Annotated in this window: 23 protein-coding genes; 15 read left to right on the forward strand and 8 right to left on the reverse strand. The window is 58.7% G+C overall.

Annotated elements, in window-relative coordinates; all coding sequences use genetic code 11:
* Positions 1 to 20: 20 nt before the first annotated feature.
* Positions 21 to 1217 carry a UDP-galactopyranose mutase gene (glf, locus tag AB1Z34_RS02100; RefSeq protein ID WP_367157834.1) on the reverse strand — a complete coding sequence of 399 codons (1197 nt, stop codon included), beginning with the start codon at positions 1215 to 1217 and terminating at the stop codon, positions 21 to 23.
* A 329-nt stretch (positions 1218 to 1546) separates the two neighbouring features.
* Between glf and AB1Z34_RS02105 the strand changes: the two genes are divergently transcribed.
* Together AB1Z34_RS02105 and AB1Z34_RS02110 are read left to right on the forward strand one after the other, a co-directional pair.
* The gene (locus AB1Z34_RS02105; protein WP_239272138.1) at positions 1547 to 3052 is read left to right on the forward strand and encodes an N-acetylmuramoyl-L-alanine amidase; all 1506 of its coding nucleotides are present in this window, start codon (positions 1547 to 1549) and stop codon (positions 3050 to 3052) included.
* A gap of 84 nt (positions 3053 to 3136) precedes the next feature.
* Positions 3137 to 5560 carry an N-acetylmuramoyl-L-alanine amidase gene (locus AB1Z34_RS02110; RefSeq protein ID WP_367157819.1) on the forward strand — a complete coding sequence of 808 codons (2424 nt, stop codon included), beginning with the start codon at positions 3137 to 3139 and terminating at the stop codon, positions 5558 to 5560.
* A 52-nt stretch (positions 5561 to 5612) separates the two neighbouring features.
* Here AB1Z34_RS02110 and AB1Z34_RS02115 read toward each other — a convergent pair whose 3' ends face one another.
* Together AB1Z34_RS02115 and AB1Z34_RS02120 are read right to left on the reverse strand one after the other, a co-directional pair.
* Entirely contained in the window at positions 5613 to 6446 is an 834-nt protein-coding gene (locus AB1Z34_RS02115; RefSeq protein WP_049190951.1) for an HAD family hydrolase, read from the reverse strand.
* Between the two features lie 6 nt (positions 6447 to 6452).
* Positions 6453 to 8102 carry a 1-acyl-sn-glycerol-3-phosphate acyltransferase gene (locus AB1Z34_RS02120; protein ID WP_367157820.1) on the reverse strand — a complete coding sequence of 550 codons (1650 nt, stop codon included), beginning with the start codon at positions 8100 to 8102 and terminating at the stop codon, positions 6453 to 6455.
* A gap of 439 nt (positions 8103 to 8541) precedes the next feature.
* On the opposite strand from AB1Z34_RS02120, the gene AB1Z34_RS02125 reads away from it, so the two are divergent.
* The 9 genes from AB1Z34_RS02125 to AB1Z34_RS02165 all read left to right on the forward strand — a co-directional run bounded on the left by AB1Z34_RS02125 (position 8542) and on the right by AB1Z34_RS02165 (position 17574).
* Positions 8542 to 10278 (forward strand): glycerol-3-phosphate dehydrogenase/oxidase, encoded by a 1737-nt coding sequence (locus AB1Z34_RS02125; protein WP_049190947.1) that lies wholly within the window; start codon positions 8542 to 8544, stop codon positions 10276 to 10278.
* A 246-nt stretch (positions 10279 to 10524) separates the two neighbouring features.
* Complete coding sequence (locus AB1Z34_RS02130; protein ID WP_187400677.1) at positions 10525 to 11274, forward strand: MIP/aquaporin family protein; 750 nt, start codon at positions 10525 to 10527, stop codon at positions 11272 to 11274.
* Between the two features lie 84 nt (positions 11275 to 11358).
* Complete coding sequence (glpK, locus tag AB1Z34_RS02135; protein ID WP_101688129.1) at positions 11359 to 12915, forward strand: glycerol kinase GlpK; 1557 nt, start codon at positions 11359 to 11361, stop codon at positions 12913 to 12915.
* 142 nt (positions 12916 to 13057) lie between these two features.
* A complete protein-coding gene (locus AB1Z34_RS02140) occupies positions 13058 to 14230 on the forward strand; it encodes an alpha/beta hydrolase (RefSeq protein ID WP_284857704.1) in 1173 nt (390 codons plus the stop codon).
* Between the two features lie 257 nt (positions 14231 to 14487).
* The gene (locus AB1Z34_RS02145; protein ID WP_049190945.1) at positions 14488 to 14823 is read left to right on the forward strand and encodes a PadR family transcriptional regulator; all 336 of its coding nucleotides are present in this window, start codon (positions 14488 to 14490) and stop codon (positions 14821 to 14823) included.
* Positions 14820 to 15662, forward strand: coding sequence for a hypothetical protein (locus AB1Z34_RS02150; protein WP_187404952.1), 843 nt, complete (start codon positions 14820 to 14822; stop codon positions 15660 to 15662). Before AB1Z34_RS02145 ends, AB1Z34_RS02150 begins: the two co-directional genes overlap by 4 nt.
* 3 nt (positions 15663 to 15665) lie before the next feature.
* On the forward strand, positions 15666 to 15953 hold the full coding sequence (locus AB1Z34_RS02155; RefSeq protein ID WP_016421661.1) for a PLDc N-terminal domain-containing protein: 288 nt from the start codon (positions 15666 to 15668) through the stop codon (positions 15951 to 15953).
* A complete protein-coding gene (locus AB1Z34_RS02160; protein ID WP_367157821.1) occupies positions 15953 to 16753 on the forward strand; it encodes an ABC transporter ATP-binding protein in 801 nt (266 codons plus the stop codon). The genes AB1Z34_RS02155 and AB1Z34_RS02160 overlap by 1 nt, the downstream gene beginning before the upstream one ends.
* A gap of 74 nt (positions 16754 to 16827) precedes the next feature.
* Entirely contained in the window at positions 16828 to 17574 is a 747-nt protein-coding gene (locus tag AB1Z34_RS02165; protein ID WP_049193142.1) for an ABC transporter permease subunit, read from the forward strand.
* Positions 17575 to 17873: 299 nt separating this feature from the next.
* Here the strand turns inward: AB1Z34_RS02165 and serS are convergent, their stop codons facing one another.
* Together serS and AB1Z34_RS02175 are read right to left on the reverse strand one after the other, a co-directional pair.
* Positions 17874 to 19136, reverse strand: a complete 1263-nt coding sequence (gene serS / locus AB1Z34_RS02170; RefSeq protein WP_016421664.1) for a serine--tRNA ligase — start codon at positions 19134 to 19136, stop codon at positions 17874 to 17876.
* A gap of 47 nt (positions 19137 to 19183) precedes the next feature.
* The gene (locus AB1Z34_RS02175; protein WP_049181857.1) at positions 19184 to 19834 is read right to left on the reverse strand and encodes a LysE family translocator; all 651 of its coding nucleotides are present in this window, start codon (positions 19832 to 19834) and stop codon (positions 19184 to 19186) included.
* Between the two features lie 134 nt (positions 19835 to 19968).
* Between AB1Z34_RS02175 and AB1Z34_RS02180 the strand changes: the two genes are divergently transcribed.
* The 3 genes from AB1Z34_RS02180 (at position 19969) to AB1Z34_RS02190 (ending at position 22218) form a co-directional block, all read left to right on the forward strand.
* Positions 19969 to 21222, forward strand: coding sequence for a septum formation family protein (locus tag AB1Z34_RS02180; protein WP_367157822.1), 1254 nt, complete (start codon positions 19969 to 19971; stop codon positions 21220 to 21222).
* A gap of 31 nt (positions 21223 to 21253) precedes the next feature.
* Positions 21254 to 21598, forward strand: coding sequence for a metallopeptidase family protein (locus AB1Z34_RS02185; protein ID WP_016421667.1), 345 nt, complete (start codon positions 21254 to 21256; stop codon positions 21596 to 21598).
* Positions 21599 to 21672: 74 nt separating this feature from the next.
* Entirely contained in the window at positions 21673 to 22218 is a 546-nt protein-coding gene (locus AB1Z34_RS02190) for a DUF1707 domain-containing protein (RefSeq protein WP_083296870.1), read from the forward strand.
* Between the two features lie 35 nt (positions 22219 to 22253).
* On the opposite strand, the gene AB1Z34_RS02195 is transcribed toward AB1Z34_RS02190, so the two are convergent.
* A complete protein-coding gene (locus AB1Z34_RS02195) occupies positions 22254 to 23045 on the reverse strand; it encodes a histidine phosphatase family protein (protein WP_187404955.1) in 792 nt (263 codons plus the stop codon).
* A 3-nt stretch (positions 23046 to 23048) separates the two neighbouring features.
* Complete coding sequence (pheA, locus tag AB1Z34_RS02200; RefSeq protein ID WP_049190938.1) at positions 23049 to 23984, reverse strand: prephenate dehydratase; 936 nt, start codon at positions 23982 to 23984, stop codon at positions 23049 to 23051.
* A 33-nt stretch (positions 23985 to 24017) separates the two neighbouring features.
* Between pheA and AB1Z34_RS02205 the strand changes: the two genes are divergently transcribed.
* The gene (locus AB1Z34_RS02205) at positions 24018 to 25406 is read left to right on the forward strand and encodes an amidase (protein ID WP_187404956.1); all 1389 of its coding nucleotides are present in this window, start codon (positions 24018 to 24020) and stop codon (positions 25404 to 25406) included.
* Here the strand turns inward: AB1Z34_RS02205 and AB1Z34_RS02210 are convergent.
* On the reverse strand, positions 25403 to 26212 hold the full coding sequence (locus AB1Z34_RS02210; protein ID WP_049193137.1) for a fructosamine kinase family protein: 810 nt from the start codon (positions 26210 to 26212) through the stop codon (positions 25403 to 25405). The genes AB1Z34_RS02205 and AB1Z34_RS02210 overlap by 4 nt on opposite strands.
* Positions 26213 to 26259 lie beyond the last annotated feature (47 nt).

Raw genomic sequence — 26259 nt, forward strand, 5'->3', positions numbered from 1 at the left:
CGGGAGCCGGAAGCGGCAAATTAGTGCCCGCGCTCCTGCTCGATTGCTTCGCCGTCGTTGAAGAACGGCGCAATCTTGTTGTCGAACATCGACAGTGCAGAACCGATTGCCATGTGCATGTCCAGGTATTGGTAGGTGCCCAGACGACCACCGAAGAGAACCTTGTTCTCCTGCGCTTCTGCTGCAGCGAGCTTGCGGTAGGCCTCCAGCATCTCGCGGTCTTCCGGAGTGTTGATCGGGTAGTACACCTCGTCGTCATCGTCGGCGAAGCGGGAGTATTCCTTAACAATTACTGTCTTGTCCTTGACGTAATCGCGCTCCGGGTGGAAGTGGCGGAACTCGTGGATACGGGTGTACGGCACATCCGCGTCGTTGTAGTTCATCACTGGAGTGCCCTGGAAATCGCCGGTGTTGACAACCTCCATCTCGAAGTCCAGCGTGCGCCAACCCAGCTTGCCCTCTGCGTAGTCGAAGTAGCGGTCCAGCGGGCCGGTGTAGACGACTGGGGCGTCCGGGGAGACAGCGCGGAGTTCGTCGCGCACCTCAAACCAGTCGGCATCGACAACGACGTCAATCTTGTCGGAGGTCACCATGTTTTCCAGCCAGGCGGTGTAGCCGTCGACAGGCAGACCTTCGTAGGTGTCGTTGAAGTAGCGGTTATTAAAGGTGTAGCGAACAGGCAGGCGGGTGATGTTGCCGGCCGGCAGGTTCTTCGGGTCGGTCTGCCACTGCTTGGCGGTGTAGTGCTTGACAAATGCCTCGTACAGCGGGCGACCAATCAGGGAGATTGCCTTTTCCTCAAGGTTCTTCGCGTCACGCGGATCCAGACCATCGGTCTGGTCCTTAATCAGCTGGCGCGCCTCGTCCGGGCTGTAGTACTTGCCGAAGAACTGGTTGATCAGCCCCAGGCCCATAGGGAACTGGTACGCGGTGCCCTTGTACATAGCGAACACGCGGTGCTGGTAGCCGGTGAAGTCCGTGAACTGGTTGACGTAGTCCCACACCCTCTTATTAGAGGTATGGAACAGGTGCGCACCGTACTTGTGCACCTCGATGCCAGTCTCCGGCTCTGCCTCCGAGTAGGCGTTGCCGCCGATGTGGTTGCGGCGTTCGACAACGAGCACGCGCTTACCCAGCTCAGTGGCGGTCCGCTCAGCAACGGTCAAACCGAAGAAACCCGAGCCGACCACGATGAGGTCGTAGGTGTTGTCCTTGATGTCCTGTAGGGACTTCGGAGCAAATTCATTGGCAGTGGTGTTCTTTTCGCTACTCACGCCTTAAAACCTATTGCATTTCCATCCGGTTTGCGGGTGTACACGCGGGCTTTACGACGTCCACGTGAGCCCAGCCCAACGTTCGTTTGGTCACATTATTTGATAATTTTCCCAAAATTAACGAGGAAACACAGATGTCTCACTAGATTTTTTTAGTCACACTGGTAACATCCTCCTCAGAATTTTCTGTTGCTTTGCAACTTTCCTTCCCTTCGACCCCGGGTAGACCTCGGGTCGATAACCCTGTACCCCATTTTTTTGGAGCTTTTACCGTGCCAACTCGCCGTCGCATCAATGCCCCGTCGATGGGCCGTCGCACCTTCCTCTATGGACTGGCAGCTACTACTGCCGCAGCTCCGCTAGCAACATGGGGTATTCGCCAGGCCCCTACCCTGGTTGAAAGCCCAGGCGTAGGCCCCATCGCAGCCAAGATCTCGACATCACCGCTGGTTGACGCTGTCACGATGATGATTGACGACGCAGCCGTCGGCACGCATGCCATTACCGATGCCCTGCACCCGCTTCGCGGATTCGTAAAGGACATCACCCGCGACGAACCGTTCTCCCAGTTCGCCCTGACCTGGCCGGGCGATGACAATCTGCAGCTGTACGTTCGCGCCGAGCGCGAAGACGGCAGCTTTGGCCCGTGGTTCCACGCTGATTCACACGGTCCGATGAATAACTCCGGGCAGTCCGGCACCGAGCTGCTGTTCGTTGAGCCCACCCGTCGCGTGCAGGTGTCGACTGTCGGCCTGAACCTCCTCGAAGGCCTGGATCCCCGCAACATCATTGGTATCGACAACCTTGACCCCGCCACTATCGGCGATTCCCTGCAGGACCTCGTCAGCGCTACGGCCGCATTGTCCCTCAACGCTGTCCAGGCAGTTTTCATCGACGGCGTAGAGCAGGTCGGCGAGGTTATTCAGCCAGTTGCGTACGAGTCGTCGATTGCCGGCGCGCCAAATGTAATCAGCCGTGCAGCGTGGGGCGCAGATGAGTCCATCCGCAGCGGTTCGAGCTCCTACAGCACTTTCAAGGGCGCGTGCATCCACCACACCGCGGGTTCCAATAACTACTCAGAGTCCCAGGGACCAGCCATTGTCCGTGGCATTTATGCCTACCACGCAAATACGCTGGGCTGGGGCGATATTGGCTACAACGCGCTGGTCGATAAGTACGGCAACATCTACGAAGGCCGCTACGGCGGCCTGGACAAGAACATCGAGGGCGCACACGCAGGTGGCTTCAACAACGGCACCTTCGGTATCTCGGTGATGGGCAATCACGACCAGCTGGAGATTCCGGATGCGGCTGTGACTGCACTCGGCGAGATGGTCGGCTGGCGCATGAAGGTCGGTGGCGTCGATCCGATGTCCACCGCCGCACTGACCAGCGCCGGCTACTCGAAGGCACGCTACAGCTCCGGCCAGACCGTGAACCTCCCGGCCATCTTCGGTCACCGCGACACCGGCTACACCTCCTGCCCGGGCACCTTCGGCTACCAGCAGATGGATGCCATCCGCGCTGCAGCCAAAGCCAAGTTTGATGGTGCCGGTGGAGCGGATATTGCCGGCCGCTCGACGGATCCGAACAACCAGGACGGAGAGGCCGCCAGCATTCCGCCGATTCCGGGCGCCGGCGAGTCGGGCGACAACGGCGGTTCCCTCGGAAACGTGGAAACGCCCACGCCAGGCGAGGTTGTTGGTGAGTTTCTAACTGAATCCCTGCCAACCAACCCTGCCGAAGCTACGCAGACCTGGTTCGCACCTCAGAACTAACCCCCCGCTTATCTAATCCAGGCATAACCACATCACATTTGTGGTGTAACACCAGATTTTCGCAATCACCCAGGAGTTATTACCGTGTTTAGTCGCCGCCGCATCAATCGCCGCGCAGGTGCCAAGCAATCCTTGGTACTCGCTGCCGTGGCGACCCTTGCCCTGACACCCGTTGCCGTTGTCGGCGCAGGTGCCGCTTATGACCTCATTGAGGAAAACGGCGCCGGCCCCATCGACCCGGTTGTCCAGAGCAAGTCGCTTGCAGACAGCGTCTCCGTTCTCGTCGAAGATGCAGCAATCGCAACGCAGTCGCTTGCCGACGAAGCTCATCCCAACCGCGGTGTCGTCAAGGAAATTACCTCCGATACTGAGTTTTCCCAGTTTGCGCTGACGTGGGCCGGTGACCCTGATATCGCCAGCTTCGTCCGCGCCGAGCGAGCAGACGGCTCCTGGTCCGACTGGTTCAGCGTTGACCCGGACTACCCCGCTGAAGGCAATGGCAACGGCCTGAACGGAACGGAGCTCATCTACATCGAGCCAACCAAGCGCGTTCAGGTTTCCACCCACGGACTTAACATCTTCGGTCCGGGTTCCGGCGTGGATCTGAAGGACATCAAGGGCGCTGAGAAGCTGGATTTGTCCAAGCTCAACCTCGACGAGATTAATGCCGAGGGCGCCAAGAAGGCCGTGGAGGATGCAAAGGATTCCGCTACGGATGCGGCCAAGGATGTCGCCGAGGCCGCTTCCGACTACCAGCAGACTCCGGATGCAGCTCCTGGGGACGCACTCGATGACCCGACTGCTCCGAGCGCTAACGACGCTGCAAATCTGGACTCGCCGAACCTCCCAGTGAAGTGGACGGACATCGAACCGGTCGCCGATGAACTGCCGATCGACCAGGTCGACGCAGTGCTAATCGACGGCCAGGCTGCTGCATCCGGCATCGACCCAATTGTGGATGCCAAGAATGTCACGGGCATGCCGAAGGTCATTACCCGTGCCGGCTGGGGCGCCAACGAAAACAACCGCTGTAAGGGCGCGGACTACGACAGCAAGCTTGTCGGTGCCACCGTGCACCACACCGCTGGTTCAAACAACTACACCGAGAGCCAGTCCGCTGGTATCGTCCGCGGCATTTACCAGTACCACGCACAGACTCTGGGCTGGTGCGACATCGGATACAACGCCCTTGTCGACAAGTACGGCAACATCTACGAGGGCCGCTACGGTGGGCTGGATAAGAATGTCCAGGGCGCACACGCAGGTGGCTTCAACACCGGTACTTTCGGCATCTCCATGATGGGTAACTACTCTTCGGTTGCTCCCAGTGAGGCTGCACTGAACTCGGTGGGCAATATGATTGGTTGGCGCCTGAAGGTCGCCGGCATCAAGCCGACCGGCCAGATCCAGATGACCTCGGGTGGCACCAGCTACTCCAAGTACGGATACGGTAAGCAGGTCACTCTGCCGACAATCTTCGCGCACCGCGACGTTGGTAACACCACCTGCCCAGGTGATGCTGGCTACGCCCAGATGAGCAAGATCCGCTCGATTGCCGAGAAGAAGTACAACACACTCACCAGCGGAAAGATTGATAATGAGGGGCCTGACGGCTTGATTGATCTCCTCGTTCCGCAGGATGAAAAGGACGATAAGACCGCCGAGGACACAGACTCGCAGTCGAGCGAATCGACCGAGTCGAGCACGTCGACCTCGACCACTTCGACCACCTCGGCATCGACGGGTACGTCCACGACCTCGTCCTCCGAGAAGTCCTCGAGCGCATCGAGCACCACTTCGTCGACAACGTCGAGCTCCGACTCGACCACCTCGGGCACTTCGGATACCTCGGAGCCAACCGACGCCACGAACACCAGTGACACTGCTACGGCTGACTCCTCCGCACCGTCGGCAAGCGAGCAGAGCAACTCCTCCTCGCCGAGCGCATCCGACGAGCAGCAGAAGGCACAGGCTCTGGAGACAGTCTCGGGCGCACGTTCGATGCTGGCCTCGGCGCTGGGCATGCTCGGCGCACCGGGGCTCGGACAGACCGCCGATGCGATTCTGGGTGCCGTTGGACGCTCCATCGAAAACGGCCCATCGATTGCTGACCTGCCGGTCCTGATTGACCAGATCATCACTATCAATGAGCAGAACGACCTGGCTGCCGAATGGCGCCAAGTTTCCGAGGAAATGGGCTCCGTTCTCGGTTACGCAATGTCCGGTATCCAGAGCGGTTCTACCGTAGCGAACAATGCTGGCCAGGCCGATGCCCTGCGCTACGTGAAGTTCTCCAACGGCGTAATCACCGACTCCGACACCACCGGCGCGCACGCTATCTGGGGCAAGATTGCTGATGAGTGGGCCCGCCAGGGCTTCGAGGTCGGCAAGCTGGGCGCTCCGACGAAGACCCAGGTGGTCGATGGAAACATCGAGCGCGCTGAGTTCCAGAACGGTTCAATCACCTTCGACCGCACCACCGGCGAAGTCAAGACCGAGCTGAAGTAAACGCTGTCGAGCGCTGGGTGAGCTAGCTGGCGCGGGAAAACCTCGAGGCTAGCTAGAACCAGCGCTCCAGCACACGAGCAACACCGTCATCATCATTGGTGGCGGTGATTTCGTCTGCAATCTCCTTGACGTTGTCAGCCGCATTGCCCATGGCCACACCCGTGCCCGCCCACGACAGCATCTCGATATCGTTCGGCATGTCACCGAAGCAGACCACATCCTTCGCGGTCGCTCCGACCAGTTCAGACACGTATTCCAGCCCGGCGCGCTTAGTCACGCCCGGCGCGGACACCTCCAACAGCCCGTCGGGCATGGAGTAGGTCACGTGGGCCAAGCTCGCGTCAATTGCGGGGGCGACCAGCTCATATAGCTGGGCACTGTTCACATCTGAGTTTCGCAGCAAGAGTTTCGTCGCGGGTTCCGACAACACGGCCTCTTCAGCAAGCTCACCGTGCTCATCCGATTCCCACGCATGGTCATAGGACGGCGCCACCACAAAAAGCTCATCGATGGCATCATTCGCCGACGTCCCAGCGCGCTCTGCCGCAATGCCGATTCCACCGATGGATCGCGCCGCTTCGCGCGCATGCTTGACGACGTATCGCAGCGTCTCCGGCTTCAGTGTGTTGGCGGCAACCACTTCATCACGGCCGGAGTCGTAAATCACGGCGCCATTGGCACACACGCACAACGGCTGAACCGGCAGCTGCTCGAGCACTGGTTGCAACCACCGAGCCGGCCTTCCTGTGGCCAGCACCAACGGGGTTCCGCGGCGTAGCATTCGCGTGACGGCCTGTCGCAGGCGGGGAGTTACCCGCTCCCGCGAGTCGATGAACGTCCCGTCAATATCCGAAGCTACGAGTAGTGGATGTAGTCTCTCGGTCACTTCGAACTACTTGCCGTCCTCACTGTTGCCATCTTCACCGTCATCGCAGAACCGGTCGTGCAACAACTGCAGCGTTGCGGCTACTCCCCCATGCTCGACAGTGTCGATTACCCAATCCGCGTTCTTCAGCAGGGACCAGTCCGCATCGGCCGTAACTACCGGCATGCCGACACGCTGTGTGGCTTCCTCAAAGTTCGAGCGACCGGCAAAAAGAATCGCGGTTTCTTCCTTGCGAGCCTGCTTGCGCAGTGTGCTAACCACCGCATTTGTGACGTCCAGTTTGCTGGCGCCCTCCGGGAGTTTCACGACCTGCAGGTCAACCGACTCCAAAGCCGATAGATTCGGCTTATCTCCCGGTTCGTGCAGAACAACGATTGTGGCTCCGGCATCGCCGAGCTGCTGCAAGGCCTTCATGTTTTCTTCGCTGATATTGCCCGCGTCGTCGGCAAGCGATGCGGGGTAATCGAAGATGAACGTCTCCGGCTGAGCGGTGATGAGCCTGTTCAAGCGCTGCGGAAGCTTGTCGCGAATCATCATCGACTGGCCGATAAGACGGTAAACGGTCTGCTGCGTCTGCTCGACACCGGAGGCGGAGGCCTTCTCTAGCTGCACGTACGCTTCGCGGAACGTCACGCGCATCGAATCCGTGGCAGTACGCACGGACTCCTTGCTCTCCTTGGCGCCGGCGACGACATCATCAGCCATCTGTTCCACAGACTGACGGAACTGCGCCAACAAGGCGGTCGTCTGTTCCCTTCGGCGAGCAGATTCCGCGCTCATCGTTTGCGAGGCATCGAGGAACTGCTGCCTGGTCTGATCGCCGAACTCACGAGCGCTATCGCCGAATTCACGTGCCGACTCAGCTAGCTTTTCCTTGAATGCGGCCAGATCACCGCGCAAATGACGGATACGCTGACGCTCTTCTTCGACTTTCAGGTCCTCTGCCTGGGCCTCTTCGAAAGTCGGTGCGCCGCCGCCAAGGCGAGCCGGTACCCAGTAGGCGCCCTTCGGCAGGGGACCTTCTTCAGCTGCGTACTCGTCCCAGAGCTGACGGACACCCTGATCCATGATTTCGTGTAGCTTTTCGGTGGCTTCTGCCGGATCGCCCTCCGGGGTCCACGGCGGCAAAACCGTAATATGAATCGGAGTATTGCTGCGGCCGAGATGCTTGGGGTGCCCCTTCGTCCACACGCGTTGGGATCCCACAATCAGCACTGGGATGATGGGCTTGCCGGTGCGCTGCGCCATACGCACCGCACCCGACTTCAGATTCTTGACTTCAAAGCTGCGCGAGATAGTCGACTCCGGGAAGATGCCTACCAACTCGTCGTTTTCCAACTTTGCGCAGGCCTCTTCGAAAGACTTGGAGCCGTCGGTGCGATCGACCGGAATGTGTTTACAAGCACGCATGATTGGTCCTGCGATCGAATGGTCGAAGACTTCCTTCTTCGCCATAAAACGGACAAAACGGCGGTGCTTGCGGAATGGAAGACCGACATAGGTGAAGTCCATGTATCCGGTGTGGTTAGTAACGAGAACGGCGCCAGAGTCTTTCGGCACGTTTTCCCAGCCCTTAACGGTGAACTTCAAACCTTGGGCAAAGAAGACGGTGCGCGCCAATCCGATAATCGTTAAGTACACAGGATCCTTGAACATGGCCTTTACTCTACAATCTTTCGCACCCCTTAGCGGGGCGATATGTACTGGTATCTGAGACCCATGAATAAATGTCGTTACAGGCCCATGTCTTTGTGTAAAACCAGGTACATCCCCACACATCCCCCTTGCACGTACTGCGCACCTGTCATACAGTCCCGGTACACCCCATAGTCGCTTTTACCACCCCCGTTATGAGGTGGGCTCCGCCGATGGGTATTCATTCTAAAAGTAGTAAACCTCTATTAACATACCTATCTACCTGCGGAAAACCAGACAACATTTTGGGGCGGGTTTCCTTGGCTTTTTGACCCATTGTTTATATCTACGTAACCGTAAGTTACCGCTTACAAGTAAGCCGAGTTTTGGTAACCTGAGCCGTGAGCCGAGAAATTCTCTTCGACGAAAAATCAACGCCCCCACCGGGAAGGATTGGAAAATGTCGTCCTCTTCATCTCTCGCCCCATCTGCAGTTCTAAATAAGGAACAGCATGAAAAGACCTGGGAGAAATTCGGTACCGAGCAATACGACGTCGTCATTATCGGCGGCGGTTCTGTAGGCGCTGGCGCTGCACTCGATGCCGCAACCCGTGGTTTGAAGACTGCGGTCATTGAAACTCGTGACTTCGCAGGCGGTACCTCCAGCCGCTCCTCCAAGATGTTCCACGGCGGTCTGCGCTACCTGCAGATGTTGGACTTCCGCCTGGTAGCTGAATCCCTGCGCGAGCGCGAACTGTCCATGTCGCACCTGGCACCGCACCTGGTTAAGCCACTGCGCTTCGTCTTCCCGCTGACCCACCGCGTGTGGGAGCGCCCGTTCATGGCATCGGGCTTCTTCCTTTACGACGTCATGGGTGGCGCCAAGCAGGTTCCAATGCAGAAGCACTACTCCCGCAAGGGAACCCTGAAGCAGGCTCCGGGCCTGAAGGAAGATGCCGTGGTTGGCGGCGTTCGCTACTACGACACCCTGGTTGACGATGCCCGTCACACCATGACTGTCCTGCGCACCGCTGCTCACTTCGGCGCTGATGTCCGCACCTCCACTCAGGTTGTCGACTTCGTGAAGGAAGGCGAGCGCATCGTCGGCGCGAAGCTCCTTGACACCGACACCGGCGCCACCACCACCATCCGCGGCAGCGTTTTCGTCAATGCCACCGGTATTTGGTCCGATGAGATTGAGAAGCTGGCTGGCGTCACGGGCAAGTTCCGCGTCCACACCTCCAAGGGTGTCCACATTGTTATTCCGAAGTCCGCTCTTGAGGGCTCGGTGGCAATGACCTTCGTGACCGAGAAGTCCGTCCTGTTCGTTATCCCGTGGGGTGAATACTGGATTATCGGTACCACCGACACCGACTGGACCATGAATTTGGCCAACCCGGCAGCTACCCGCGCTGACATCGACTACATCCTCGATCACGTCAACGCCAAGGTTCGCCGTCCAATTACTTACGACGACATCGTCGGTGTCTACTCGGGTCTGCGGCCACTGGTGGAAGGCGACTCCGACTCCACCACCAACCTCTCCCGCAACCACGCTGTTGCCCACGTTGCCCCGGGCATGGTTTCCGTCGCAGGCGGTAAGTACACCACCTACCGCGTCATCGGCGCTGACACCATCGACGCTGCAGTCCAGGACGTCCCCCGCAAGGTACCGGAGTCCGTCACTGCAGATGTCCCGCTGCTCGGCGCTGACGGCTACCACGCACTGAACAACCAGAAGCCAGCCCTGGCCAAGCAGTTCGGTATCACCGAGAAGCAGGTCGAGCACCTGCTCAACCGTTACGGCTCCCTCATCTACGAAGTGCTGGCTCCTGCAGCCGAGGATAAGTCTCTGCTCGAGCCGCTAGAGGCTGCCGAACAGTACATGCGCGCTGAGGTTCTCTACGCAGTGACTCACGAAGGCGCAATGCACCTCGACGACATCCTGGAGCGCCGCCTGCGTGTCTCCATGGAGTACGCACACCGCGGTGTCGACAGCGCCCGGGCCACCGCTGAACTGGTTGCCCCAGCTCTGGGTTGGGACAAGGACACGATGGAGAAGGAGATCAAGGTCTTCATCGAGCGTGTCGAAGCAACCCTGGCAGCTGAACGTGAGCTGACTGACAAGGCCGCTAACGAGATTGCTGCTCATGCAGTGGAAACTCGCGCGGATGTCGACGTCAGCCTCGACCGCTAGTTCGCCCCTCCCCTCCGCCGGTGGCCGTACGAGTTAGTGCTCAAATGGCCACCAACGCTGTAGCCACAACGAAATAGGTTTCCCTCTTGGGAAAACGGCTTCGCACTTCAAGGGACTGATGGGGTCGAAATAAAAGTGCCGGCGAAAAATCCGTTCTCGCCGGCATTTCTTATACCCAAAGAATTTACGTTGCAAGATTCATCGTGACCTCGCCCGGTCACGACTCACAGAGAGTTTCTACATCTCATGGAGACAATCACAGGATCCCAGGCATTCCTCTGGGAGTTTTTCGGAACCGCCATTCTAATCCTCCTCGGTAACGGAGTCTGTGCCTCTATCAACCTCCGGACTACTCGCGCAGCAAACGCTGGCTGGCTGGGCATCGCCTTCGGTTGGGGTATGGCCGTTTTCGCTGGCGCATCGATTGCCGACGTATCCGGTGGGCACTTGAACCCTGCGGTAACCGTTGCCCTGGCAATCAAGGGCAGCCTGGCCTGGAGCCTGGTCCCCTACTATGCCGCAGGTCAGCTGTTGGGCGCATTCGTAGGTGCAATCCTGGCCTGGGCCGCGTTTAAGCAGCTATTCGATGCCAATGGTGTCGACGACAACGGCAACCCAACCAATGCGAATGCCGAAACTGGCGGCAACTTCTTCACCGCGCCGGTTCACCCAAATAACTTTTGGAATGCCGTCACCGAGTTCATCGCGACCTTCGTTCTGCTCGCATTCATCCTGTTCGGCCCAGCCGGCGGCGAGCTTGGCCCGCTGACCTACTTCGGTGTCTCGTTCATCATTGTCTCGATTGGTCTTTCCCTTGGTTCCCCGACCGGATACGCCATCAACCCTGTTCGTGACCTCGGCCCGCGTTTGGCCTACGCTTTCGTGCTCCCGATTAAGGGCAAGGGCGATGCGAACTGGGCCTATGCATGGGTTCCGATTGTCGCACCGATGCTGGCAGCCGTGGCTGCAGGCGCTCTTGCCTTTGCCATCGGATAACGGGAATATGAGAGATATCGCACAATAAAATATCGCAAGCCTGAACACTCACATTTACACACAATTTCGCTAGGAGTATCCCCCATGACGCACAGCAAATACGTCCTCGCCATTGACCAGGGAACTACTTCCACCCGCTGCATCATCTTCAACCATGACGCAGAAATCGTCACTGTTGCACAGATGGAACACAAGCAGATTTTCCCGGAAGAGGGCTGGGTCGAGCACGACGCTCAGGAGATTTGGACCAACACTCGTCGAGTAGTCAGCGAAGCTCTCGCCGATGTCGACATTGCTTCCCAGGATATTGATGCCATCGGTATCACCAACCAGCGTGAAACCACTGTCGTCTGGGACAAGAACACTGGTGAACCGGTCTACAATGCCATCGTCTGGCAGGACACCCGCACGAATGAGATCTGCAAGGAACTCATGGGGGATGAAGGCGCTGACCGCTGGCGTGAGACCACGGGCCTACGTATCAACTCCTACCCAGCTGGCCCGAAGGTGCGCTGGATTCTCGACAACGTCGAGGGAGCTCGCGAAAAGGCTGAGGCTGGCGATCTACTCTTCGGCACCATCGATACTTGGCTGCTGTGGAATCTCACCGGTGGCGCAGAGGGCGACAACGGCGAAGATGCAGTTCACGCAACCGACGTCACCAACGCCTCCCGTACTCTCCTGATGGACCTCAAGACCCTCGAGTGGGATGAGGACATTTGCCGTGAAATTGGCATTCCGATGTCGATGCTGCCTGACATCCGACCGTCGGTAGGCGACTTCGGCCGTATCCGCGCCCGCGGTTCTCTTGCGGAGCGACCGATTACTGGCATCCTCGGCGACCAGCAGGCCGCCATGTTCGGCCAGGGCTGCTTCGGCGAGGGCGACACCAAGAACACCTACGGCACTGGGCTGTTCATGCTAATGAATACTGGTGAGAAGCCGAAGTGGTCTGACCACGGACTCATCTCCACCGTCTGCTACCAGGTCGAGGGAGAGAAGCCGGTCTACGCTCTCGAGGGCTCCGTCTCCATGGGCGGCGCACTTGTTCAGTGGCTGCGTGACGAGCTGCAGATGATTCCGAATGCGGCATCCATTGAGAACAAGGCAAAGAGCGTCAAGGATAACGGCGGCGTGTACATCGTGCCGGCCTTCTCCGGTCTTTTTGCACCTCGTTGGCAGCCGGACGCTCGTGGCGTCATCGTCGGTTTGACCCGTTTCGTCAACCGAAACCACATTGCCCGTGCTGTACTGGAGGCTGCTGCGTACCAGACCCGCGAGGTCCTCGACGCCATGGTCGCAGAATCCGACATGGACATCACAACGCTGAGCGTTGATGGTGGCATGACTATGAACGAGTTCCTCATGCAGTTCCAGTCCGACATCCTGAATGTCGCTGTCACACGCCCGAACAACATTGAAACCACGGCCCTTGGTGCGGCATACGCTGCGGGCCTTGGCATTGGCTTCTGGTCGAACCTGGATGAGGTCAAGGCTCACATCACGATTGACAAGAAGTGGCGTCCGAAGATGGAGGCCGAAGAGCGCGATCGCCTGTTCCACCAGTGGAACCGTGCCGTTGAACGCACCTACGGTTGGGTCGAGGATACGGATGCTGAGGAGGCACCGAAGCCTGAATAAGTCCTCGTAAGAGCCGAAAAATAGCCCGGAAAACCTATTCGGTTTTCCGGGCTATTTTTATTATAAATTCAGGGCTTGTTTGTTATAATAAAATTATTATAACTATCATCCACTCCTCGATTGAAAACAGAAAAGAGCAATTATGCGTCGCGCATCATTTTTCACTGCGAGTGTGACCACCGCCCTGACGCTGGCACTTGCCACCCCGGCAGCATCAGCAGCCCCAACGGACTTCATCAAGAACCCACTGGAGCCAACTCCTGACCCGCAGTCCACTGCGATGGTCGAGCTGCCCACCACCCCGGCACCAACCACTACGGTTGACGGACGCCACGTGACGGTCACCGACGGCTACATGACCTCACAGGATGGCAAGGGCACCCAGATTTACTGGAAGTCCAACACCATCCCGAATGCCAAAGCCACTGTCGTCGTCGTGCATGGCGCTGCAGAACACCTGGGTCGCTACGAGTGGGTAACCGGCAAGCTGCTGAACGCCGGCTACAACGTGTACCGCATTGACCACCGTGGGCACGGCCACTCGGGCCAGGTCGAAGGAACCCCAGTTGCCCGTGGCCATATTGATGATTTCCACTCGCTTGTCGATGACCTGCACATGCTCGTCGAAAAGGCCAAGGCGGAGAACCCGAGCACGAAGACCTTCCTGCTCGGCCACTCCATGGGCGGCCTTGCCGTGGACTTCCACGGCATCAAGTACCCGGGCAGTGTCGATGGCATTGTCGCCAACGGTGGTGGCGCTCTTTTCAACCCCTACGGTGGCACAGACGAGGGCGAGACCATCACCCCAGAGGCCATGACCGATGTCCAGCGCGAGGCGCAGCCGACGATTTACCAGCGCCTGCCATTCCAGGACATGACCACATTCAACACTCGCATGCTCAAGGAAGTGCCGAACCGCACCGAGATGCGCGTGCCATCACTACCCGGCAGCGACTTGATTCAGCTTGGCAACCCGCTGGGTTCGAAGACCTCTTCTTCGCAGGCAGTGCGTGATGAGTACGAAACTGATCCGTACAACAACTCCAAGCTCTCGCTCGGCATGGCTCAGCAGATGGCTTTTGCCGCCACCTACAACGGCACCAACTCCGTCGACTTTGTTGAGCCGACCCTGGTCATGATGGGTGGCCAGGATGAGATTGTGCCGCCGTTCTTCTCGCGCGACTGGTACAACGGCATCTCATCCACCGACAAGCAGCTGATCGAGTTCGAAGGCCAGTTCCACGAGACCTTCAACGAGCCGGCACAGCACGAGGCCATTGCGACGGCTATTGCCTGGCTTGATGCGCGTATCTAATTGAATGCTAAAAAAGAACCGAGCCACTCCCTAGCAGTTACGAGTTCTTCATAGAGCTAACCCGGTGGAATGAGGGGCGATTGTCTTCTGACAATTGCCCCTCATTTTCCTTGCCCTACCCTCTCCGCGCCGTATAAAGCATGCAGTACTTGGCAATACAAACTACTGTGCGTATAGTTGGTATTACAAGGTACTAGGTATGAAAAGTATTCTGCCTGGCAGATTCCTCCATGCCGCCGGAAAGAAAGCACCACGCAATGCCCAAACGTCCACAGACACAACTGAAGAAAGGGGTACTTGAGCTCGCCATTCTCAAGCTGATTTCTCGCGAAGAGCTCTATGGCGCGGCACTCGTCGCAAAGCTCAACGCCTACCCCCACCTCAGCGCGCCCGCGGGAACCGTCTACCCCCTACTCTCGCGTCTGACCACCAACGGCTTGATCAGCAATCGCTGGGAGGAATCCCCCAAGGGACCGCCTCGCAAGTACTACTCACTGACAGCCAAAGGAAAGCAAACACTCACGCAACTACACCAGGACTTCATCGATCTATCCGCCGACATGACCGCACTATTTTCCGAGGAGCCCCAATGAACACCTACCTCACTGCCATTGACCACAAACTGCGCGAAATCGGCATATCGCACGCACAACGCAAGGCGATCATCGCCGAGCAGGAGAGTCTTCTGCAAGAGCTTAACGACGTCCACGCGGACCTGGCCGAAGAGCTGGGCACGGCAACCGACTACGCAAATCGCGTAGGCGAACAAGTTGGTGAACCAAGCACCTTGCGCAGGTACCTCTCCAACCCGCTTCGAGTATTTACCAAAAGCGGTCGCGTTTCCCTGTGGAACATGGATGACCCGCGGATCCTCCAGCCTCACCTGTTGGGTTTTGGCTGGTCCATCAACTGGGCCGCAGTAGCGACCAAACTGGGGATTGTCCGACCGGACGATATTGACGGTGAGGTTATCTCTGAAATTCCAGCTCGCGCACTGCAGGCGACCGCTCTTCTCCCCGCGGCCGTGACGGTTGCGCACGGCGTCGCACTGGCTATGTCCTGGAAGCAGTTGCCTGCAGAAGTCCACACAAAATGGAAGCTAAACGGCAAGGCAGTTCAGAAAACAGCACCGAAGGAAACTTTGCTTCTTCCCTTCGTGGTTTCTACGGTCGGAGCTGGATTCTCAGCTGCTTCGCTGCTCAAGGCGGATGACCGCGAAGATACTCTGCGTGTTGCGTCCCTAGGCGCACTCGCAAGCACAATTGCACCATCTCAGCTGATCGGAGTCCTCTCGGAAGAAAACTCCAAGACCAATCCAGCATTTGTGCGAGCTGGCGTTGCCGTGGCATCGGTCGCGGCTTCGGCCGCATGCCTTGCCCTTCCTCTCTTCGCTGGGCTGAAGGCTACGTGGAAGAAAGCTGGGGTGGCTTAGATCATGCCGTCGTATGTAATCATTATCGCCGCAATTGTCCAGCTAGTACTGCTGACACTTTCTTTGGTTGTATTGGCCCGCACCCCCGCAAAACGTATCCGCTACTTTCCCAAAACTGCATGGGTGGTCATCGTCATAGTCGTGAACTTCATTGGACCAATTATTTTTCTGACCACTGGGTTCAGCCGCACAGAAACAGTTGACTACCACGAAGAATCACAGGAATCTGCAACTGACATCGTTAACAAAATCTATGCCAACGACTCATCGCACAGCTCAAGGCAGGAATAATGACCGTGCTCGAAGTCACTGACCTACATAAATCCTTTGGTTCAAAGACTGTGCTCGATGGAGTTTCACTCGCACTCGAGCCCGGCGAAATCTATGGTTTTCTCGGACGCAATGGCTCTGGAAAAACTACCGCAATCAGGGCAATTTTAGGACTGACCAGCATCGACTCTGGCGAACTAAAAACTACCGCCAAGCGTGTCGGTTTCCTCCCTGACGTTCCCAGTTACTATCCGTGGATGCGAGCTGACGAATTCCTTAAGTACTGCGGACGCCTCTGCGGACTCCGCGGCGCTGTGCTCGATAACCGAGTTGAGTTACTGCTCAGCCTCGCGAAACTCACAGGACAGTCCCAAAGAGTTATGGATTTTTCTCGAGGAATGCGTCAACGCTTGGGAATTGCACAAGCGCTTATCGACGCTCCCGAGCTACTCATCCTCGATGAACCAACATCGGCACTCGATCCGATTGGGCGATACGACGTTCTCTCTATGCTTAAAGCCCTCCGCGGCCAGGCCACAGTGCTTTTTTCCACACATTTACTTAATGATGCGGAGAAGATTTGTGACCGCGTTGGCATTTTGCACGACGGAAAAATCGTCGCAGAGGGGCCTCTGAACCACCTGCTCACCCCCACAAGCGAGAGACTGCATCTAGTGGTTTCCCCAGGCCCACAAGACAAACCTTCAACCTCATCAAGGCTGCAGTCAGCAATCAACCATTCCGGTTGGGTCGTCGAAAGCTCTCAGCCAGAGCACCGCAGCCTCGAAGAAGTATTCATTGCGACTACCGGAAGAGAATAATGACACCTCAAACTACCACCGCACCGTGTAGGACCACTGCATCGCGGACTCATACAGAGGCAGTCTTCCCAGCTTTGTTACGCAAAGATGCAGAAGAGATTTTGCGCACATGGCGACTCCCATTACTAGCTACCGCGGCATTGCTCCTCGCCGTTTCGGGGCCTTTCATTGCCCACTATTTAAAGGAGATTGTCCAGACATTAGGCGGGGCTGAACTCGCTGCCATCGCTGACACCTTACCTAAACCGACGTACAGCACTGCTCATGCTCAATGGATTAAAGATCTCAACCAGGTGTTCCTCCTGGTTGTAGCTATAGTTTCTGGCTCATGTGCAGCAAGCGAGCTCAGCGATGGCTCGTACTTATTTAGTCTGACCCGTCATGTGCCGCGATGGAAATTCATGGTCTCCAAAATTCTTTGCGCGCTGCTTATTCCGGCAACCACAATCGTCATCGCCACAATACTCAACGTTGCCATCACGTTCGCAATCTACGGGGACGTCCAAATTCTGCAAATCTTCTATGCGCTACTTACGTGGTTCGTCGTAATGGCACTTGTCGTGGCTGCCGCATTTCTCGTAGGTGTAGCGTCGTTTTCTCAGGTGGGCGCAGCTGGCGCAGCCGTCGGCACGGGAATGCTCTTACAAGTCTTAAGTACTTGGGCTCCTGCAGATTCATGGAATCCAGCGGGAATCCTGAAACAAGCCGATGCGGTTCTCGCGGGACAAAGTGTTGCTCCGCAGCCGGTGATCACTGGATTATCCATCGCCGTTGTACTTTTCGGCATTGCAATTGCAGTACTGCAGCACAAAGAGCTATAAGTCAACGGCTTTAGCTGAAGGAAATCCGCTTAGACTCTCTCGCGAATTTTCTCCATGCACATAGAAAACTGGTCTTGACGTGGACAAAACGACCGTCTCGTAGCTCACCGACCCGACCACAACCAGAAACTGATTAAGTTTATGACAGATTCGAACCAAAAATTGGCCGAAAAGTGTCATAAACTTAGGCACTTTCTCTGCAGAACGAGCCCGACCCCACGCCGACCCCATGCCAGCCCCGGCCAACAACCGAGCAACCAGCCCCGAGCCGCGGAACCCGCAGCCCAGGCCCCGAAAACCTACTTAACCGGCTCGAGAACTTCCTTGCCCATCATGAACGGACGCAGCGCCTCCGGAATCACCACAGAACCATCGGCCTGCTGGTGGTTTTCCAGAATGGCGACCAGCCAACGCGTCGTGGCCAGCGTGCCATTTAGGGTGGCGCAGTACTGAGACTTGCCATCGGCATCGCGGTAGCGGGTCTTCAAACGACGAGCCTGGAAAGTCGTGCAGTTCGAAGTCGAGGTCAACTCGCGGTAGGTGTTCTGCGTCGGCACCCATGCCTCGGTATCGAACTTGCGGGCAGCCGATGCACCCAGGTCACCACCAGCAACATCGATGATGCGGTACGGAACATCGACCGCGGCCAGCATCTCGCGCTCCATGTTCAGCAGCTTCTGGTGCTCTGCCTCCGCCTGCTCCGGCGGACAGTAGGAGAACATCTCCAGCTTGTCGAACTGGTGTACGCGCAGGATACCGCGGGTGTCCTTGCCGTAAGAGCCCGCTTCACGACGGAAACAGGAAGACCAACCAGCGTAGCGACGCGGCCCCTCCGACAGGTCAATAATCTCGTTGGAGTGGTAGCCGGCCAGCGCGACTTCCGAGGTACCGACCAGGTAGAGGTCATCTTCCTGCAGGTAGTAGATCTCATCGGAGTGCGCACCGAGGAAGCCGGTACCCGACATGGTCTCCGGACGAACCAGCACCGGCGGCACCATCAGCTGGAAGCCATTCTGAGTTGCCTTCTGAGCAGCCAGGTTCATCATGGCCAGCTGCAGCATGGCACCGTAGCCGGTCAGGAAGTAGAAGCGGGAACCGGAGACCTTGACGCCGCGCTCCATATCAATAAGACCCAGCGACTCACCGAGGTCCAGGTGGTCCTTAGGCTCAAAGTCGAACTGCGGAATCTCACCGATTTCCTCCAGCACGACAAAGTCATCTTCGCCGCCGGCGGGCGCACCGGTAACGATGTTGCCAATCAGGTACTGCAGGCGCTCGACCTCAGCCTCGGCTTCCTTCTGCTCCGCTTCGGCTGCCTTCACGGCGTCGGAAAGCTCCTTGGCCTTCTCCAGCATGGCCGGGCGCTCTTCCTTCGACGCCTGACCAATCTTCTTGCCGAAGCCCTTCTGCTCTGAACGCAGCGCGTCGGTGGAGGCAATAACCTCACGGCGCTTAGCGTCAGCTTCCAGCAGCTGATCGACCAATGCCGGGTCCTCACCACGGGTGCGCTGGGACTCGCGGGCTACTTCAGGGTTTTCGCGGAGAAATTTGAGATCAATCACGTCCCCTAGAGTACCTGGTTTACGTCGGCAAGCAGGCACAAGGCTTGCTAGAGTGCCGCTTCCGCTCCTGAGGCGACCAGCAGCGCGCCGAGGACGAGGAAGATCACGCCGGCGACAGTGTCAATCCACGGCCCTGCCAGCACCATTCGCTTGACGACGGCATCCGTCGACACCACGATTGCGATAAATAGGAAGAAAGCGATTTGGGAGGCGATTAGCACCAGCGTACAAAGCACGAGCGTCCCCACGGATGCGCCTGCGGGAATGAACTGTGAAAGCACTGCCGTGAGGAAGAGAACAATCTTCGGGTTCGACATGTTTGTGAAAAAACCCTGGCGGAACGTCGCCTTCGGTGACCGGAGCGCCTCACTTCCCAAGGCTGGTGCGGCACCGGCGCGCAGTTCGCGGAGGGTATTGATGCCTGCCTTGGCCATACTGATACCCATGTAAATGAGATAACAGCCACCGACGAGCTGGATTACGCCCATCAGCAAAGGATTGGCGGTGATGACAGCTGCGAACCCAAACACTGTGAGGGTCATCCAGATCGTGGCACCAGTACTGATACCCGCAACCGCTGCGATGGCATGCTTTCGGGATTTGGTGGCAAGGCGCAGGATTAAGAAGACGTCAGGCCCTGGTGAGGCCATACCAATAATGTGGACGCCCAGCAGGCTGAGTAGTGCAGTCCAGGTCAAGACTCGGGTCCTCGGGTAGCGAACAAATACCGGACTATTGTAGTGCCTGAAGTTATTGAGCAAACTCGGAGCGCAAACTCGGACAGAGCGTTACCTTGTCCACAGGCTCATTGGCGGTGCACAATGGGGTCACTATGGCTGATGACAATATGAACCAGGATCGCGAGCACGCTGCCGCCACAGACACTGACTCCGGTGCAGGTACTGGCGCAGATGCCAGCGCTGGTGCATCCTCCGCAGCCAGCAACGATGCCAACGCTTCCCGTAACTCGCGTGGAAGCTGGGGAATGCGCGCTTTGTCGACGGCAATGCTGGTCGGCGCCGCGGGAATGGCATTCGCGCTGCAAGCGGGAGTCATCGAGCCACCGAGTGGGCCACTTGGGGGCAAGGGCTCGTCGGCAAGCGCGTCATCGTCGACAACGACGACTATCGTCGACAAGGAGACGACGGCGTTCACCAGCGCAACCGCGGGCAACTGTCTGGACTGGAATCTGGCAGAAGATTTGAATGTTTCTGACTTCCGCGTCGTGCCCTGTGAGCAGCCACACGCTTATGAGGTCGCCAAGAAACTGAACCTCGCCGACTACGAGGAACATCCGGGGCAATACGCAAAAACTGCCAACTACCCGACAGCGGACAATTTGGTGGCTCTGCAAAATGGCGTGTGTCGTGACACTGTGACTGAATACCTGGGCGGCCAGTACGATCCGGACGGTCGATTTATCACGGCGCCGATTATTCCTTCGCCTAGCCAGTGGGAAAAGGGTGACCGAACCTTCCTGTGCGGTATCCAGGTCGTCGATGAAGACGGCAACACGGCGCACATGTCCGGTCCTGCGGCCGGGCAGGACCAGTCCCGCGTGTTCGAGGGCGGCCGCTGCGTGACCTTGGATGAAAACGGCGCCATCCGCCAGGTGCCGTGCGTGGAAGATCACCTGATGGAGTCGACGGGAATTGTCAATCTCCGCGACCATTTCGGTGACAACGTCCCCACTGACCAGGAGCAAAATGATGTGCTCGCGGAACAGTGTGTGACTCTCGCGCAGAATTACCTCGGCGGTGACGACCCGCTGTATAACTCAACGCTGCTGCCATTTTGGACGTCACTGTCGCAGGAGTCGCTCAATGCTGGCTCGCGCAGTGTGAACTGCTGGTTGATTAAGGACAATGGCCAGGGCGGGTTCTCCACTCTCAACGGCCACGCTAACGAGTCCTTCACTATCGACGGCCAGCCGCCCGTGGCTCCGCCGCCGCGCAATCCGCTGCGGGAGGAGCAGGGTGACGCTGGCGCTGGCGCTGGCGCAGGTGACGTCGGTGCGGTCGGTGCCGACGGTACTGGTGCTGAAGCAGGCGCTGTGGATAACGCAGTCGCTCCCGCAGGACAGTAGAACAACAGGACATTGCGAGGCAGCACCATAAATGGTTGACGTTAGCCCGGAGCGGTTCGATGCGCTTGTCGATGAGGCCATCGACCGCATCCCGACGCAGTTTCTCGATCAGCTCGATCAGGTCATCATCCAGGTCCACCCGTATAACCTCGACGAGCCCACACTGCTGGGACTCTACGAGGGCATTCCTCTGACCGAGCGTTCTAACAACCACTGGGGTCCGCCTGACCAAATCAGCTTGTATCGCGACATGCTCTGCCGCATCAGCCACACCGAAGAGGAGCTGGTAGAGCAGATTCGTGTCACTCTCCTGCATGAAATCGGGCATTATTTCGGCCTCGAGGAGGAGGATCTGGACCGACTCGGCTACGGATAAGTTCGGCTCTCCTGCACGGCCTCGCCCCTCTCGACTTCTTCACGGCAGCTTTCTTCCCTGTAGCCTTGGCAACTATGAGCGACAACTCGAGCGAGAAGCCAGAAATCAGGGTCGGCGATAGGGAGCGCAACGCTGCCATGGAGCGTCTCGGCAATCATTTCGCTGACGGCTACTTGGATGTCGATGAATTCTCCAAGCGCGCCGAAGCTGCCGCAGTCGCTAAAACCCGCTCCCAACTACAAACACTCTTCGCAGACCTGCCCGCTGAGACTTCTCCCGAGAGTTCACAGGGCACCCCGGCTAAACCGCAGCACCAAAGTGTCGATCAAGAGCTGCAGACTCTGATGAAAAAGGGCCGCCAGCTCAACATTGTTGACTCTGCTGCAGGCATCATCGTCGCTGTCTCTATCGTTCTGATGATTTTCACCGATATCGACAACGCGTGGTTCGGCTTCGTCGCCGCTGCGGCTGTTGCCCTCATCGGGCGCGCCGCACTGAACATCAATGATGACGAAGAAAAACTCCTCAACGAAATCAACGAAGAGGAATCCAAGCGTCGCACGGAACGCCTACGCCTGGCAGCTCAGAAGCGCCGCGAGATTCAGGAAGGCCAGCAATAACGGCCAGCGGTGACAGTCGCCGCCCAGCTGCCTGTCTAAGGCAACTCGCTGTCGCCCCAGCGGCGCACATCCCACGTGCCCGGTTCAATGCCGGCACGCTTGCCGACGGTCGCTGCGTTCGGAACCAGCTCGATTCGCTCAGTATTGGCAATGCGGTGCCGCAGTGCGTATTCCGGATTCACCCCGGTCAGATACTGCCCAATCAGACGAATAGCCGCGCCGTGGCTGACAATGACGACATCCTTGTTGCCGCCCTCCTTCGACTCCTTGGATTCACCACCTGTCGCTCCTGTCTGCTCCAGCAGCTGCTGTATCGTCGGCAGGTAGCGATTCAGCACGTCAGCACCGGATTCACCGCCGGGAAGGCGGTACTCCAGTTCCCCATTGAGCCACTGGTAGAAAGCGCGCATGTACTCCATGTGCGCATCGCGATCATTGCGCCCCTCCAGGTCACCGGCCTGAACCTCGTGGAGGCCACCCTCATGGCGGATGCGAACAGAAGTCTCTCCCAGGTGGTGCAGACTTGCGACCGCGCCTGCGCCAGTCTGGCGGGCACGCAGGGCATGGGATGTGACGATGTCACCGATTCTGTGCACGTCGGGAAGCAAAAGACGTCCCAGACTGCGCGCCTGCCTCACACCGAGGTCGGTGAGCGGTGCGCCCGGCAATGCGGTATCCAGACGGCGGTTGATGTTGCCGGTGGTCTGCCCGTGGCGGATGAAAATGATGCGCTGGGAATCAACCGGCATGACAGATTCAGGGCGGTCTGGGCGGTCATCGAGGAAAGGCAGCTGTCCAACTGGATTTTCGGGCGCGGCGGGTGTCATGTTTTACCTTCGTCCTTCCTTAAGCGCGTCGACCCACTCAATTGACTGGGAAATATCCGGTGGCGGGGTCATAATGCTGCGCCGACCGCCCTCAGCGACTGGCCAAGACCCCAGATAGCGCAAATCTTCGGCGTATTCGTGCAGTGCCGCGAGAGCCGCGGCAACCTGTGCATCATCAACGTGGCCGTTGCAGTCGATGTAGAAGCGGTAGAGGCCGAAAAGCTCGCGTGTCGGCCGTGACTCGATGCGGGTGAGGTTGACCTGTCGCACTGCGAACTCATTCATGGCACGCATTAGTGTGCCGGGCTGGTTCGGCAGCGTGAAGGAGACCGAGGTGCGGTCGGCGCCGGTGCGCGGCGTCGGCACGCCGGGGCGCCCCACCAGCAGGAAACGGGTGCGGGCACCGCGCACGTCGGCGACCTCAGTAGCCAGCGCCTCCAACCCGAGCAGTTCACCCGCGCGGGCCGGGGCAGCGCAAGCGTCGCGGGTGCCCTCGGCGACCTGGTGGGCCGCCGCCGCATTGGAGCTGGCCTGGTGAACTTCCACGCCCGGAAGGTTGGCGTCCACCCACTGTTTGACCTGCGGATACGCTACGGGATGTGTCGTAAAAGTACGCACCTGTTCCACCGTCGTACCGGGACGGACCAGGATAGAGAACACCACCCCGACCTCGGTTTCGCGGAAAACCTGCAGCTCTGGCCCAGCGGCGAGGGCATCAAAAGTTGGTGTAACGGGACCGTCCACGCTGCTCTCGATAGCCACGCAGGCAAAGTCCGCTTCCCCTCGGCGCACGGCTCCAAGCGCAGCCGCGGGGCTATCCACCGGCACCGCATTGACCGCGGATTCCCCTGCCGGATCAATCTCGCCAGCACGCGCCATGTCCCACAGCGCCTGCTCGGTGAATGTGCCCGCAGGACCCAAATAAGTAACCGTCGTCATAAGCTCAGAGTAGAGGGCTTCTACACTTATTGCATGACCTCTTCTTCCGAGATGCCCGCCCGCGCCCTCACTGAAGCCGTGCGCAGTGGCGCAATCTCGGTATCGGAAATCGTTTCGGAATTCGCCACGCTTGCCGACGACGCCGCGACCAATCCCGCCCGTTTCGGCATTGCCACGTCCTTGGCCGAGCACGCTGTCCACCGCGCGCGCAGCCTCACTGCCGGATCCGAACCCGCCCGGCGCGCTAGCCACGGTCTCCCGCGTGACCTCCTGGGTCTGCCAGTGGCGATTAAGGACCTATTCACCATCGCTGGGGTCGAATGCACGATGGGCTCGACCAACTTGGCTTTCACCGCCACCGAAACCTCTGAACCCGTGGCGAAACTGCTGGCTCGTGGCGCGGTCCTCACGGCGACGACGCACACCTCCGAGGTCGGGATGACGGCCTACACCGAGCCGATTGGCTACCCGGCCCCAGAAAACCCCTACTTCGCCACGCCCAATCAGCTGTCCAATCAGCCGGATACCACGCCACGCACTCCCGGCGGTTCCTCGGGCGGCAGCGCGGTGGCTGTCGCAACTGGTGTCGTTCCCGCAGCTCTGGGCTCTGACGGCGGCGGTTCCATCCGCGTGCCTGCCGCCTGCTGCGGCCTCGTGGGGTTGAAGCCAGCGCATGATATTGCGGGTGGAAATCTCTCCACGCCCGCCTTCCTCACTCGCACAGTCGATGACGCAGCACTGCTGGCCGGGGTGTCATTTTCCACAACCCCGCATGCTTTCCGACGGCCCCAGCGCCCCCTTCGCATCGGTGTCACTGTCAGCCCTTTTCATGCTGAGGTGGACGTCGATAAGCGCTGGGCAAACGGTGCGTGGGCGGCGGCTGACCGTCTTGCCGACGCCGGGTACGACGTGGTGGAAGTGCCCAGCCCCTACGATCCTGCGGGGCCGGACGTGTTCGAGATCTTTCGACGGACCATCACGCGAATGTCCACGAAATTACCGCGCGCGGACTACTCCGAGATCGTGCAGTGGATTCGAGCCTGTGGCCAGGAGATTTCCGCAGCGGAGGCGGCGGCGACACATCAGCAGCGGATGGCTCTGCCCGGCGCGATTCGGTCGCGTTGGGAAGTCGATGCGGTGATTACACCAACGCTGGCGTTTGATCCGCCGCGTATTGGGCATTTCTCTGCGTTGGCGCCGTCGGAGGACTTTGACGAGCAAACCCGGTGGACGCCGTGGCTGTCGCTGTGGAATCTGACTGGGTGGGCAAGCGTGTCCGTGCCAATTGCTGTGCCGGGAACTAGCGGCAGTACGCCCAATGCGAAGCTCCCCGTCACCAGCGTCAATATCGGTGCGGTGCGCTGCGGCGAGGCAGAGCTACTGGAGATGGCTAGCGTGCTGGAGGCTGCTAACGCCAACTAGCGCACGTACTTCGCCGCCATTGCCGCCGCCTGCCCGGCGTATCCGCCACCAAATAGCACCGCGTGCATAAGCACGGCGTAGAGCTGATGGAGTTCGCAGCTCTCGGCGAAATCCGGCAGGGGATGTACGGTTTCATAGCCACGCAAAATCTCGTTGAAGTGCGTTGCCCCGAATAGCGCCAGCAGTGCCAGGTCTTCCTCGCGGGCTCCGCCGTGCGCTGCGGGGTCAATCAAGATCGCGCCGTCTGCATCCCACATGAGGTTTCCCCACCACAGGTCACCGTGGACACGCGCAGCGTCTGGCTCGTTGTCGAAACCTCCAGCCAAGAGCCGGTCAATGAGCTGGTCAAAGATATCTAGCTGACGGTTATTGTAGGAGCTTTCCAACTTTCCCAGTGTGGGCAGCAGACGCCCTTTCGCCCAGTATTCACCGAAGCTCTCCCGTGGAGTCAGGTCCATCTGCAGGGGCTGATCCAGTGGACCGAAGTAGCCGTGCCCCTCCCACCCATCGGGGCCGGCACCCCAGCCAGCAGCGCCCAGATTGTGGGTAATGGCCAACGATTTTCCGAACTCGTACGCTGCCTGTGGATTCGGCGCCGTCGACTCAATTCGACGCAATTTCAGCGCATGCCCGCTCACGCCCAGCACATCCACTACGCGCGCACCGCCGTCAGGTTCGCCCTCGCGCAGCCAACCCAGCCCCGCCGCCTCACAGGCGAAGAAATCCCTAGGGACACCATGCCGGCTCTTGACGTAAACATCCGAGTCGTTGACTGCACGTTCGTTGTTCTGGTTCATTGCGGACATATTTCCAGCATATTCTTCTTCGTTCCCAACCCCTTTCAGCACGTCGC

This window comes from Corynebacterium sp. 045007 (genome assembly GCF_040743205.1).
Classification (GTDB): Bacteria; Actinomycetota; Actinomycetes; order Mycobacteriales; family Mycobacteriaceae; genus Corynebacterium; species Corynebacterium jeikeium_D.